This window comes from Streptomyces sp. NPDC048461 (assembly GCF_055587105.1).
In genome coordinates, this window is record NZ_JBVJGW010000024.1 from 112079 (window position 1) to 124614 (window position 12536).

General features: G+C 69.5%; 9 protein-coding genes and 1 pseudogene. 7 read left to right on the top strand and 3 right to left on the bottom strand.

Annotated features, from left to right (window positions below; genetic code table 11):
- Positions 1–6: 6 nt before the first annotated feature.
- Positions 7–396 carry a hypothetical protein gene (locus ACZ6S8_RS31495; protein ID WP_469460828.1) on the top strand — a complete coding sequence of 130 codons (390 nt, stop codon included), beginning with the start codon at positions 7–9 and terminating at the stop codon, positions 394–396.
- A gap of 227 nt (positions 397–623) precedes the next feature.
- Here the strand turns inward: ACZ6S8_RS31495 and ACZ6S8_RS31500 are convergent.
- A pseudogene (locus ACZ6S8_RS31500) lies at positions 624–821 on the bottom strand (site-specific integrase); the annotation flags it as partial.
- Positions 822–870: 49 nt separating this feature from the next.
- Between ACZ6S8_RS31500 and ACZ6S8_RS31505 the strand changes: the two are divergent.
- The 3 genes from ACZ6S8_RS31505 to ACZ6S8_RS31515 all read left to right on the top strand — a co-directional run bounded on the left by ACZ6S8_RS31505 (position 871) and on the right by ACZ6S8_RS31515 (position 5429).
- Complete coding sequence (locus tag ACZ6S8_RS31505) at positions 871–2139, top strand: IS256 family transposase (RefSeq protein WP_469460843.1); 1269 nt, start codon at positions 871–873, stop codon at positions 2137–2139.
- Between the two features lie 233 nt (positions 2140–2372).
- On the top strand, positions 2373–3386 hold the full coding sequence (locus ACZ6S8_RS31510) for a hypothetical protein (protein WP_469460829.1): 1014 nt from the start codon (positions 2373–2375) through the stop codon (positions 3384–3386).
- A gap of 186 nt (positions 3387–3572) precedes the next feature.
- Entirely contained in the window at positions 3573–5429 is a 1857-nt protein-coding gene (locus ACZ6S8_RS31515) for an FG-GAP-like repeat-containing protein (RefSeq protein WP_469460830.1), read from the top strand.
- 363 nt (positions 5430–5792) lie between these two features.
- On the opposite strand, the gene ACZ6S8_RS31520 is transcribed toward ACZ6S8_RS31515, so the two are convergent.
- A complete protein-coding gene (locus tag ACZ6S8_RS31520; RefSeq protein WP_469460831.1) occupies positions 5793–6164 on the bottom strand; it encodes a ClpX C4-type zinc finger protein in 372 nt (123 codons plus the stop codon).
- 311 nt (positions 6165–6475) lie between these two features.
- Here ACZ6S8_RS31520 and ACZ6S8_RS31525 point away from each other — a divergent pair, with 311 nt between their 5' ends.
- Positions 6476–9190 (top strand): helicase associated domain-containing protein, encoded by a 2715-nt coding sequence (locus ACZ6S8_RS31525; RefSeq protein WP_469460832.1) that lies wholly within the window; start codon positions 6476–6478, stop codon positions 9188–9190.
- A 59-nt stretch (positions 9191–9249) separates the two neighbouring features.
- Here the strand turns inward: ACZ6S8_RS31525 and ACZ6S8_RS31530 are convergent, their stop codons facing one another.
- Positions 9250–10554 carry a hypothetical protein gene (locus tag ACZ6S8_RS31530; protein ID WP_469460833.1) on the bottom strand — a complete coding sequence of 435 codons (1305 nt, stop codon included), beginning with the start codon at positions 10552–10554 and terminating at the stop codon, positions 9250–9252.
- A gap of 673 nt (positions 10555–11227) precedes the next feature.
- On the opposite strand from ACZ6S8_RS31530, the gene ACZ6S8_RS31535 reads away from it, so the two are divergent.
- Positions 11228–11389: a hypothetical protein gene (locus ACZ6S8_RS31535; protein ID WP_469460834.1), complete on the top strand. Its 162-nt coding sequence runs from the start codon at positions 11228–11230 to the stop codon at positions 11387–11389.
- Between the two features lie 395 nt (positions 11390–11784).
- Positions 11785–12432: a hypothetical protein gene (locus ACZ6S8_RS31540; protein ID WP_469460835.1), complete on the top strand. Its 648-nt coding sequence runs from the start codon at positions 11785–11787 to the stop codon at positions 12430–12432.
- The last annotated feature ends 104 nt before the right edge of the window (positions 12433–12536 follow it).

Consider the following 12536-nt stretch of genomic DNA (forward strand, 5'->3'; position numbering starts at 1 on the left):
TGCCTTATGTCTCTGATTCATTCGACCGACCCAGACTTCCGCATTTGTCAGATCAGCTTCGATACACTGCTCGCGATCCAATTGGAGGCGGAGGGGCGAGGTTGGGCAACTCGATGGTCCTCGGTGGACGGGCTCCGCAGCCAGGTCAGGGAAGGCACCGTAATCCTCAAGTCGCTGATGCGCGAAGAGCGGGGAGGGGTCGTGCGTGCATATCGATGTCTCGTGCTGTTCTCGGCCGCGGATGACCGAGGGGCTGGCGGGATTGCCACGATCGATCTTGAGCCGGCGACGCTCAAATCGCTGGACCGAATCGATCGAGACCCGGATGTTCGGAAGGCTCTTGTGCGGATGTTCTCTCTTGCGATGAACGGGATTTCGACGGTCTCGAAGAAGTAGACGTCTCTGTCCGGATAGGGAATCGTGGGGTCATTTTTCACCTCAGGGGAATTTTGATCGGTCGGACTCTGAGGAATTCAGATTTTGATCACAGCTCCTTTTCTGGAGCCTGTCTAAATTTCCGCAGTTGATGTGAATTGATTCTCGATTCTGGTCCACAACGCCTCTGGGGCCCGCCGATATTTGGCGGGCCCCAGAGGCGTTTGACGGCAACGGTGACGGCAACGTCAGCGGACAACGGCTGTGGTGGGTGGGTCGTCGTTGGCCGGGCCGAGCGCGTGGCCCAGGGTGTCAATGGCTTGGCGTTGGAGACGGAGTCGGACGTGGGCGTAGACGCCGGCGGTGACGCCAATGTGGGCGTGGCCGAGGAGTTCCTTGATCACGACGAGGTCGACGCCTTGTTCCAGGAGCGGGACTGCAAAAGAAACGGTGTAACTCCGATCATGGAGGATTGCACCTGTGACCAGCGAGAACATAGCCACGCCGTCTGAGGCGGAGGCCGCGTCGGCGGGCGTGGATGACCGGTTCCTGAACGAGCTCGTGGCCCGGGCCCAGGCTGAGGGCCTGCAGCTGACGGGCGAGGGCGGGCTGCTTCAGCAGCTGACGAAGCGGCTGCTGGAGTCCGCTCTTGAGGGCGAGATGAGCGACCATCTCGGCTATGACCGGCACGACCCCGCGGGCAAGAACGGCGGCAACTCAAGGAACGGCAAACGCTCCAAGACCGTTGTCACGGACGTCGGCCCGGTCGAGATCGAAGTGCCGCGGGACCGCGAGGGAGCCTTCGAGCCGCAGATCGTCAAGAAGCGTCAGCGCCGGCTGACCGGCGTCGACGAGATGGTTCTGTCCTTGTCGGCGAAGGGCCTGACCCACGGCGAGATCTCAGCCCATCTGGCAGAGGTCTACGGAGCCGAGGTCTCCAGGCAGACCATCTCCACGATCACCGACTCGGTGATGGAGGGCATGGCCGAATGGCAGGCCCGCCCGCTCGATCGCGTCTACCCGGTCGTGTTCATCGACTGCATCAACGTGAAGATCCGCGACGGCCAGGTCGCCAACCGCCCCATCTACATGGCCCTCGCGGTCACGGCCGAAGGCCACCGCGACATCCTCGGACTGTGGGCCGGCGGCGAAGGTGGCGAAGGCGCCAAGCACTGGCTTCGCGTCCTGACCGAACTGAAGAACCGCGGCGTCGCGGACGTCCTCATGCTCGTCTGCGACGGCTTGAAAGGCCTGCCCGACGCCGTCGGCGAGGTCTGGCCCCAGACCGTCGTCCAGACCTGCGTCGTCCACCTGCTGCGGGCCTCGTTCCGCTATGCCGGCCGCCAGGACTGGGACAAGATCGCGAAGGCACTGAAGCCGGTCTATACCGCTCCGACCGAAGACGCTGCCACCAGCCGGTTCCTCGAGTTCTGCGAGGAATGGGGCCAGAAGTATCCGGCGATCGTCCGGTTGTGGGAGAACGCCTGGGCTGAGTTCGTACCGTTCCTTCAGTTCGACGCAGAGATCCGCCGGATCGTCTGCACGACCAACGCGATCGAGTCCGTCAACGCCCGCATCCGCCGGGCCGTCCGGGCCCGCGGCCACTTCCCCTCCGAGAACGCGGCTCTCAAGTGCGTTTACCTCGCGGTGATGTCCCTGGACCCGACCGGCGCCGGCCGCAAACGCTGGACCACCCGCTGGAAGCGAGCCCTCCAGGCCTTCGACATCGCCTTCGACGGACGCCTCACCAACAACCGAATCTGACCTACGAGCCAACCACGGTTACACCGTTTACTTTACTCTGGACAGACCCGGACGAGGAGGACGGCCAACTCGGCGCGTTCTTCCACTGGGGCAAGGTCGGCAGCGGCAAGAGCACCTCGCACCAGGTCAACGCCAGCAGTGGCGGCACCGCCGCCTTCCGCATCGACGCAACGCAGCTCGACGGCGAGTACTGGTGGAAGCTGCACACCACGGACTGGGTCTCCGACAGCACGATGTCCGACGAGTGCCGGTTCACCATCGACCGGTCCAAGCCGGCGAACCTGCCCACCGTCAGCTCCGCCGAGTTCCCCGAGACCGGCAGTGGCAAGCCCAGCAAGCCCGCCCGTACCAGCGGCACCTTCGTCTTCGGCGCGAACAGCGTCAAGGACGTCGTCAAGTACGTGTGGTGGTCCGACCAGGACAGCACCTTCCGCGAGGTGAAGGCCACCAAGGCCGGCGGTCCGTCCGAGCCGGTGTCCTTCAAGCCCTACAGCGCGGGCCCGCAGTACCTCTACGTCCGCAGCCTGGACGCGGCCGGCAACCAGTCCGACCAGTACGCGTACCACTTCCAGCCCGAGCGGATCGCCGGAGCCGACCGTCCCGGCGACCTCAACGGTGACGCGACCGTCGACCTGTGGGCCGTGGACCCCGGCACCGGCGCCCTGCGGACCTACCCGTGGCAGCGGGACGGCGCGACCGGCGGCAGCCTCGGCGCCGGGGTCCAGGCCTCGGACAAGAGCTTCGCCGGCGCGGTCGTCGCACACCGCGGCAGCTGGAACGTCGAAGACGGCTTCGAAGACCTCGTCGCCCTGCGCCCGGGCGCGGAGAACGCGGAGAAGAAGGAGCTCTGGCTCCACAAGAACGACGGCTCCGGCCGCGTGCGCGGGGACTCGGGCAGCCAGGAGATGATGGTCTGGAACGACTCCTACCGCTACTGGAAGCACGCCGAGCAAGTCCTGGTCGTCGCCAGCGCCAACGACGACAACGCCGACGGCGTCCTTAACGACGCGGACGACCCCGATCTCCTGGTCCGCAACGGCGGCGAGCTCTGGCTGTTCTTCGGCTCCCGCGCCGACGCCTACCTGGACAACTTCCAGGCGCCCGTCTCGCTCGGCAACGCCGACTGGCAGAACATGACGGTCTCCGTCCCCGGTGACCTCAACGGCGACGGGCTCTCCGAGCTCTGGGCCCGCGACAAGACCACCGGCAAGGTGCACCAGTACGCCAGCCGCAGGGGCACGGACTAGTTCGGCGGCGTCGCCGCGGACCTCACCGTCTACGGGGAGCCCTCCGCGCGCGCGGCCTCCCTCGGCACCATCCCCGCCGGCAGCTACCCGCTGCCGCTGAGCAACGGCGACTTCGAGGGCGACGGATTCGCCGACCTCTACGCCCTGAGCACGGACGGCCTGCTCTACGAGTTCCCCGGCCGGACCATGCAGAACGGCTCCGCCTTCGGCGACCCGCGCCTCCTGGTCAAGATCGGCACCCCCTGGAACGAGTGCGAGGTCATCGAGGGCACGTACACCGGGGGCAAGCGCACCCTGTGCGGCCCGGTTCTCGGCAAGTTCAAGGCCCTCGGCGGTCTCGCGTTCGGCCACCCGACCAGCGACACCATCGTCACGCCGGACACCAAGGGACGTTACGTCCACCTGAAGAACAGCGCGGGGGGCGAGGACCGGTCGATCTACTGGAGCCCCGAATCGGGCGCCTGGTCGATCCAGGGCGGCATCCGCGACAAGTGGTCCGAGATGCAGCGCGAGTCGGGCGTCCTCGGCTACCCCACCTCCGACGAGACCTCCACCGCCGACCGGAACGGGTTCTACAACACGTTCTCCAAGGGCGGCAGCGCTTCGGCCGTCTACTGGAGCGCGGCGACCGGCGCCCACCCGATCCAGGGCGGGATCTACGCCTCGTTCCTCCGGCACGGAGGCGTGCAGGCGTTCGGCTACCCCGTGGCCGTAGAACTTCCCACCAACCCCAAGGCCGGTGCCTACCAGGACTTCAGGGCCCAGGGTTCGGCCACCTCGACGAGCACGTTCTTCTGGAGCTCCGCCACCGGCGCCTGGCCGGTGGGCTTCGGCATCCGCACCAAGTACGCGGCCGACGGCTGGGAGAACGGCACGCTCGGCTTCCCGACCTCGGCGGAGTACGACGCGGGCACCGTCCACCGTCGCAACGACTTCCAGGGCGGCTACGTCAAGTGGAACCGGTACAGCAAGACCACCACCTCCCACAAGCCGGACGACCGCACCGCGCACCTGCGCACCGACCTCGGCGGTGACGTCAACGGCGACGGCCGCAGCGACCTGATCACGGCGTACGACTACGGCAACTCCACGGTCGGCCTGCACGTGTTCGACGCCAAGGCGGACGGCGGCCTCGACGAGCCGCGCGACGTCTGGAACAGCGGCCAGGGGAACTGGGAGTACGGCCGGGCCAAGTGGACGACCGGTGACTTCAACGGCGACAAGCGCACCGACGTCGCGGCCCTGTACAACTACGGAGACCGGACGGCCGTCTTCACCTGGTTCGGGACGCCCGACGGCGCCCTCTCCACGCCGGGGCCGGCTCTCCAGATCCCCGCGGGCAAGTGGGACTGGAACAAGGCCGCGCTCCTCGCGGGCGACTTCAACGGCGACAAGCGCGCCGACATCGCCGTCGTCCACGACCACGGCAGCGGGGTCACCGCCGCCACCACCTACACCAGCAAGGCGAACGGGACCTTCAACAGCCCGGTCGAGAGCTGGCGTTCCGCGAGCGGCTGGTACAACGCATCCGCTCAGTACAACGTCGTCGACTCGAACGGCGACGGCCGCGCCGACATCGCCGCCGTGTACTTCAACGGCACCGTCGAGACGGCGATGTGGACCTTCAAGGCCAAGGCCGACGGCGGATTCGAAGCACCGTTCAAGTCCTGGTCCGCGACCGCGACCGCCTTCCAGGCGGCCCGCATCGAGTCCACCGGCGGTGACTACAACGGCGACGGCCGGGGCGACCTGGCGATCGTCTACGACTACAGCGGCATGACCGGCACGCACACCTTCACCGGCAAGGCCGACGGCGGCTTCAACGCCCCGTTCGCCAGCTGGAAGTCCCTCGACGGCAACTGGTGGGCCAGCAGCAGCGGCAACCCGACCTCCGGGGACACCGACGGCGACGGCCGTGCCGACATCCTGATGATGTACAACTACGCGGCCGGTGACACCAGGGCCTTCACCCTGACCAGCCGCCCCGACGGCGGCTTCGACGGGGTCCGCGCATCCTGGTACGCCGCACCCGGCATCTGGTAGCCGCACAGCACCCGCACACGAGTCCACGAGGCCCCGCCCCCCGGTCCGACACCGGGGGGCGGGGCCTCCTCGCGTGGGCTCCTGCGCCAGGGCAGCCGCCCATTCACGGTCCTGCATCAGCTCCGCGCAGCGGATGCCCTACCGGGGGGCCGCTCCCTCACCGATCAGGCACCGGGGGCCCGCCTCACGGGCGGCGTGCCGCTGGACCTCTTCCGAGGGCTCCGCTCTCAGCCCGGCCACGGCCGGGGCCGGTGGACGGCGCCCCGATACAAGGTAGCCACGCCCGTTGTGCCGGACCGGACAGGACCGGCAGGACGAAGTCCGCCTGCGCCACGAGGAAGCCGGCCAGCCCCCATCTTTCCGTCACTCCTCGCCGGAGAAGCGCTCCCACGCGGACTGCCGAGTGATCCCGAAGGTCTCACCGATCCGGGTCCAGGTCACTCCACGCCGCCGCAGTTCCTGAACCCAAAGCCGCAGGTCAGCCTCAGCTCGGTCAATATGCGCAGCAACTTCGGGGAGATGGCTCAGGAGCTCCTCGTCCGTCATCGTGGCCCAAGCGTGAGCGCGCGGCGTGGAGGGTTGCCCCATCGCCTCGGCGACGATCCGTTCCGCCAGCGCAACGCACTCGTCGCAGATGTAGACACCCGGTCCCGCGACCAGCTTGCCGACCTCGGAACTCGGCTTCCCGCAGAAGGAACACTGCGTGGGTTCGGTGGACTGAGCCGTGGCTGTCATGGCTACCTCTCCAGGCGTGTCAGGGTTACCCTGACACGCTATGCCGTCAAGAGAGTCCCGACAAGGTGATGCGCGGTGGCAGGACGAGCGGGACGAGCTGCGGGCAGAGCTGCGACTGTCCGCGGGCCCCGGCGACTGATCGGGGCGGCGGCCGCTCGGGCAGGGATGCGACCCGTCGAGGTCCTGGCGTAGCTCGCCGAGCGGGTCGTGGTGGGCGGGACGGCACGGTATCCGTGTCGGCGTTCTAGCCGTCGCGATGACCCGTGGCCGTCTGAAAACCCGCCGGAATTAGTGATCGGAAGGCCTGGAGAATGTCTGTGATTCAGCTCAGGGAACACCAGGTCGTGCAGAAGTCGGCGTTCCGGAAATGGGTTGGATTTGCTGCAAGATCTTCTGTGCCTTCGCAGGGGGTTCGGGGCACGATCGTGTCCGCGACCGGGTCGGGGAAGACGATCATGGCCGCCGCGTCCGCGCTGGAGTGCTTCCCGGGCGGCCGGTTCCTCGTCACGGTGCCGACGCTGGACCTCCTCGTGCAGACCGCGCAGGCGTGGCGTCGGGTCGGGCATCGGGCGCCGATGGTCGCGGTGTGCTCGCTGGAGAACGACGCGGTCCTGGAGCAGCTCGGCGTGCGTACGACCACCAACCCGATCCAGCTCGCCCTGTGGGCCGGGGCCGGGCCGGTCGTCGTGCTCGCCACGTACGCCTCGCTGGTGGACCGCGAGGACGTCGAGGGCCCGGTCGGCGCGGGTAAGGTGCGGGGGCCGTTGGAGGTCGCGCTCGCGGGCGGGGAGCGCCTGTACGGGCAGGTGATGGCTCCGTTCGACCTCGCGGTCGTGGACGAGGCGCACTCGACCGCGGGGGATCTGGCGCGGCCGTGGGCTGCGATCCACGACAACGCCCGGATCCCCGCGGACTTCCGGCTCTACATGACCGCCACCCCGCGCATCCTCGCCGCCCCACGGCCGCGGAAGAGCGCGGGCGGGTCCGAGCCGGTGATCGCGAGCATGGCGGACGATCCGGACGGCATCTACGGGGCCTGGCTCCCCGGGGCGGAGCTGGGGCTGTCGGAGGCGGTGGAGCGGGGGATCCTCGCCGGGTTCGAGATCGACGTCCTGGAGATCCGCGACCCCGACCCCATCCTCGGGATCTCCGAGGACGGGCTGCGGGGCCGGCGCCTGGCCCTGCTGCAAGCCGCGCTCCTGGAACACGCCGCCCGGCACAACCTCAAGACCGCCATGACCTTCCACCAGCGGGTCGAAGAAGCCGCCGCGTTCGCCGCCAAGCTGCCCGAGACCGCGGCCGAGCTGTACACCGCGGCTGGCGCGGACGAGGCGGCCGCGGCGGCCATGGAGCAGGCGGCGCTGCTCCCCCGCTCCTCGATCGGCGCCCAGCCGTACGAGCTGGAAGCCGGCCGGCATGTCCCGCCGGACCGGGTGTGGTCGGCGTGGCTGTGCGGGGACCATCTCGTCGCCGAGCGGCGGGAGACCCTGCGCCAGTTCGCCAATGGCATCAACGCCGAAGGCCGGCGGGTCCACCGGGCGTTCCTCGCGTCCGTACGCGTCCTCGGCGAAGGCGTCGACATCACCGGCGCACGGGGCGTCGAAGCGATCTGCTTCGCCGACACCCGCGGCTCCCAGGTCGAAATCGTGCAGAACATCGGCCGTGCGCTCCGCCCGAACCCGGACGGGACCACGAAGGTCGCCCGCATCATCGTCCCGGTCTTCCTGGAGCGGGGCGAGGACCCCGGCGACATGGTCGCCTCGGCGTCGTACGCACCCTTGGTCGCCGTGCTCCAGGGCCTCCGCTCGCACGACGCCCGCCTCGTCGAGCAACTCGCCTCCCGCGCGCTCACCCGCAAACGGCACGAACGCACCGTCCACATCCATCGCGACGAGGACGGCCGGATCACCGGTGCCAGCGCTGCTGCCGGGGCCGGAGAGGGCCAAGAGCAGGACGGTGTCGGCGCCGGCGCCGGCGCCGCGGCCGAGTCGGCGCTGCTGCAGTTCTCCAGCCCGCGCGACCCCGCGACGATCGCCGCGTTCCTGCGGACCCGGGTCTACCGGCCCGAGTCGTTGGTGTGGCTGGAGGGGTACCAGGCTCTGCTGCGGTGGCGGAAGGAGAACGAGGTCACCGGGCTGTACGCGGTCCCGTACGACGTCGAGACCGCGGTCGGGGTGACGAAGGCGTTCCCGCTCGGGCGGTGGGTCCACCAGCAGCGCAAGGCGGTGCGGGCCGGGGAGCTGGAGGAGCGGCGCAAGACCCTCCTCGACGCGGCCGACGCCGGAATGGTCTGGGAGCCGGGCGAGGAGGCGTGGGAGACCAAACTCGCCGGCCTCCGCTCCTACCGGCGGGCCAACCGGCACTTGGCGCCCCGGCAGGACGCCGTCTGGGGCGAGGACGGCGAGCAGCTCGCGATCGGACAGCTCATGGCCAACCTCCGACGCACCGGTGGTCTCGGGAAGAACGAGGAGCGGGCCCACGCCCGCGCGCAGCAGCTGGCCGCCATCGACGCCGACTGGGACTGTCCGTGGCCGCTCGACTGGCAACGCCACCACCAGGTGCTGGCCCAGCTCGCCGAAACCGAGACCGGCGGCCTGCTGCCCGCGATCCAGCCCGGCGTCACCTTCGACGGCGACGACCTCGGCCGATGGCTCACACGACAGGCCCGCGACTGGACACAGCTCTCCGCCGAACAGCAGGAACGACTTGCCGCGCTCGGCGTACAAGCCGCCCCGGCCCCGGCCCCCGCCCCGGCGCCCGAGCCCGCGGGCGCGGCGAAGGGGTCGGGCAAGGCGCAGCAGGCGTTCCAGCGGGGCCTGAAGGCGCTCGCGCAGTGGATCGCGCGGGAAGGCGCCGACCGGCCCGTGCCCCGCGGGCACGCCGAGCCGATCGCGGTCGACGGCGAGGCGGAGCCGGTCATCGTCAAGCTCGGCGTATGGATCTCCAACACCCGGACCCGACGCCACAAGCTCGACCGGGCGCAGCTGGACGCGCTCGCCGAGCTCGGGGTGGAGTGGGCCAGGTGACCGGGGTATTGCTCCTCGCACTGGCACCTGGATACTCGGCCAGCGCGAGGAGCTGCGGTTTAGCGCCGGAAGCCTCGCCGGGGATTCCTGATGCTGCGGTTGTCGAGCGGTGTGAACCAGGCGGCTTCCCGAAGGTCGCCCGCGCCCATGAACTGGTTCGCGATGTGGTCGGGGTCCTCGATGCCGGGGAGTTTGGAGTGGAAGAGCATCAGGACGTCGTGGTCTTGGAACAGTAGAGCGGAGCAGCTGTCCCAGCTGTAGTCGTCCTCGTGTTCCGGGAGGTTGTTGTGGTCGTCGTCTGTGGGGTGGTCTTCGAGGTAGGTCGGAGCGTCCTCGATGGCCAGGTGCAGGGCCATCTCCTCTGCTGTGCAGGTGGGGCTGGGCCAGTTTCCTTTGGCAAGGTCGGCGGCCAGGTCGTCGAAAGCGCGCGCCATACGGCGCCGCCAGCGGTGGTCGGCTGTCCAGGTGAGCGGGGGCAGTCGGTCGAAGACTTCCCACGTCGCGGGGTCAGCGTCTGACAGGAACTGGTCCCCCAGGCGCTGCGCGTCGTCGTAAGCCTGGTCTGAGAGGACAACCAGTGCGGTGTGGAGCAGGTCTGCGGTACGGGGCGTGAGCTGCCATCCGCACTCCTCGCAGTCCTCGTCCTTGCACGGACAGTCCCGGGTGGTGAAGAGCGCTGCGAAGTTAGGGGTCTGTTCTTCGGCTGCAGGCCGGGTCTGCTGGCCTCGCAGGCGCCAGCCGTGGGTGAAGCGGGTGAAGACCGGCACCGCGCTCCAGTCGGCCAGCTCGTCACCCTCTTCGGCGCTGAGGAGCTCTGCGGAACTCTGCTCTTCCAGAGTCTGGGTTCCGGCGACGTCTGGTTCCTCGGTAAGAGTCATCACGGCCCCGATCAGATCGCGTGGATCGTCATCACCGAGTTCAGATGCTGGCAACGGCTCCCAGCCACGATCGACAGCCGCGCGCAGGAGAGCGTCCTCGTCGGTGACGTGGAACTCGTGCAGGTGCGCGATCCGCACGACCTTTCCCGGCAGGTCCTTCAGCCGCGGGTGCTGCGCAGTTCCGGCCATCACGTCGGAGGTTGCTTCATCCTCGAACGGGTCCGGGGCGGGTACCACGAACAGGGTGCCGGGTTGTGCCTGCCAGGTACCGCTCGCGGCCTGAGCCACGGCTTGGCGAAGCGAGCTGGCCGGTGCGTCGGGCATCTCGGCCGTAAGGGCCATCAGTTCGTCGTCGACGTTGGTGGCGTCGCGTCGGGCCAGGACTCGGCGCAGAATACCTACTGCTTCGAAGGCGTGATCGGGGTCTTTGCAGGTCAGGATGGCGGTCAGGGAACTGGGCCCGTCGTCGTGAGCCAGCAGAGCCATCACGCGGCTCTTGCTGGACGTGTGCTCACACAGGAAATCGATCGCCCGGGCTACGGGTAGCGATGAAGGCATCGCGGGACTCCACGGGGAGAGGGCGCGCGCCAGACAAGGCAACACGCGCGCATGCGGCAGGAAGCCCGCTGGTGGACACGGTACGAGCGCGTCCCCGGACGGTAACGAGAAGATTTGAGGAGCCAGCTGGTGCCCCCGCTGCGAACGAGAGGCCCGGACTCGGGTGCCCCGACCATACCCAAATCCGTCGATGCCTATCCTGCGAATCCACAAACCACCGGCCCCGCCAGTCACCCGGCTGTGCAAGCCGCAGATATCGCGTACGCAAGGCGTATGCGCAGCGTCAGTCGTGCTGCTGCCCGATGGCGCCGAGCGGTGGCCGGGGACGGTCGTCGGCAGCCACTGCCCCGGGCCCGCTCTTCGACGGCGGCGACCTCGGCAGGTGGCAGACGGCAGACCCGCAACTGGGCGCGGCTCTCCGCCGAGCAGCAGGAACGACTTGCCGCGCTCGGCGTGACACCCGCCCAGACCCCGGCCCCCGCACTGGCCGCGCCCGCGGGTGGCGGGGTGAAGGGCCCGACCAAGGCGCAGCAGGCGTTCCAGCGGGGCCTGGCAGCCCTTACGCAGTGGGTCGCGCGGGAAGGCGGCGACCGACCGGCCCGTGCCCCGCGGGCACGCCGAGCCGATGGCGGTCGACGGCGAGGCGGAGCCGCTGATCGTGAAGCTCGGCGTGTGGGTCTCGAACACCCGGGCCCGGCGCGACAAGCTCGACCGGGCGCAGCTGGACGCGCTCGCCGAGCTCGGGGTGGAGTGGGCGCGGTAACGAGCGCAGGCCGCGCCGAGCCGTGGCGGGGGTAGGCCACCGGCCGTACGGCCCGCCCGACGGCGTGGAGCGTACAGATCGCGTACGAATGGCGTGCGGGAGGCGTGTAGCCGCCCCACCCGCCCCTGGGCATCCCGGCGAGCCGGACGGCCCTGGGTGCCGGGAGGGGCAGACGGCCGTCCCGGGTTTAGCCGGTGCGCATCACGTTCTCGGCCTGCGGGCCCTTCTGTCCCTCGGTGAGGTCGAGGCGCTGCTCGTCCGATGCATGGCGCGACGCGTAGTCAAGCCGCTCGAGAACGGCCCCGCTTGGAGCGGGGCCGGTGGGTGCTTCGGCGGGGCGGGGGTGGTCCGCCTCGCGGCTCGGGTTCACCCGTATCCGGACGTAGCCTGTCCCGATGGGACTCGACATCACCGTGCTCATGGTCGACTGGGAGCACCTGGCGCGGATACCGGCGGACGACAGGGTGAACGTACTGGGCGATGCCGCCTGCCCCGACTTCTGCTGCGAAGCGTGCGAGGACGCCGACTACGCCGTGACGGGCGGGTGGGTGTGGCAGCGGCAGGTGTCCTGGTGCGCCGAGTACCGGTTCCACGGAACCACCGGTTCCTACGGCTGGCACCCCCGATTGGGCAATGCCTGGCAGGACGTCCGGACCTCGGTGGCACCCGAACTACGAGACGCCCTGGACCACTTCCTGCGCGGCCTGTTCTGGGAAGACCCGGACGACCTCACGGGGACGGACTCCACGGCCGGCGCGGAGGAGGAACGGCCCGCCGCGCTCGGTTTCCCCGGCGACCCCGCTCCGTGGCGCCCCCAGGTGCTCCTGCTCAGCGCCCCCGACGAGGTGTCGGAGCTGGTCCGCTCCTGGCAGGTGGCCGCGCCCCGGCTGGAGGAACTGCGCGGGCCCTTCGAAGCCGAGGCCGCCGGCTGGGCGGGCCGGCCCGCCGGCTTCGACGCCGCCGCGGCGCTGTTGCGCGAATGGGGCGACGTGGCCACGGAGGCCGGCGCCCGGCGATGGGGCCTGGTCGGTCTCCCCTTCTAGGCCCAATGCCGTGACTCTGTTGGTGATCTTGTGTGGGGTGCTGACAGGTCGTCCGTTCGGCGGTTCGCTGGAGTGGAGCGGGGTGGTTTCGGGGAGAGGGGCGG

Bases quoted from the DNA above. Each gene is read 5' to 3' on its own strand.
- ACZ6S8_RS31495 (WP_469460828.1), top strand. From the start codon at position 7: ATGTCTCTGATTCATTCGACCGACCCAGACTTCCGCATTTGTCAGATC.
- ACZ6S8_RS31510 (WP_469460829.1), top strand. From the start codon at position 2,373: ATGTCCGACGAGTGCCGGTTCACCATCGACCGGTCCAAGCCGGCGAAC.
- ACZ6S8_RS31515 (WP_469460830.1), top strand. From the start codon at position 3,573: ATGCAGAACGGCTCCGCCTTCGGCGACCCGCGCCTCCTGGTCAAGATC.
- ACZ6S8_RS31520 (WP_469460831.1), bottom strand. From the start codon at position 6,164: ATGACAGCCACGGCTCAGTCCACCGAACCCACGCAGTGTTCCTTCTGC.
- ACZ6S8_RS31525 (WP_469460832.1), top strand. From the start codon at position 6,476: ATGTCTGTGATTCAGCTCAGGGAACACCAGGTCGTGCAGAAGTCGGCG.
- ACZ6S8_RS31530 (WP_469460833.1), bottom strand. From the start codon at position 10,554: ATGGCTCTGCTGGCTCACGACGACGGGCCCAGTTCCCTGACCGCCATC.
- ACZ6S8_RS31540 (WP_469460835.1), top strand. From the start codon at position 11,785: ATGGGACTCGACATCACCGTGCTCATGGTCGACTGGGAGCACCTGGCG.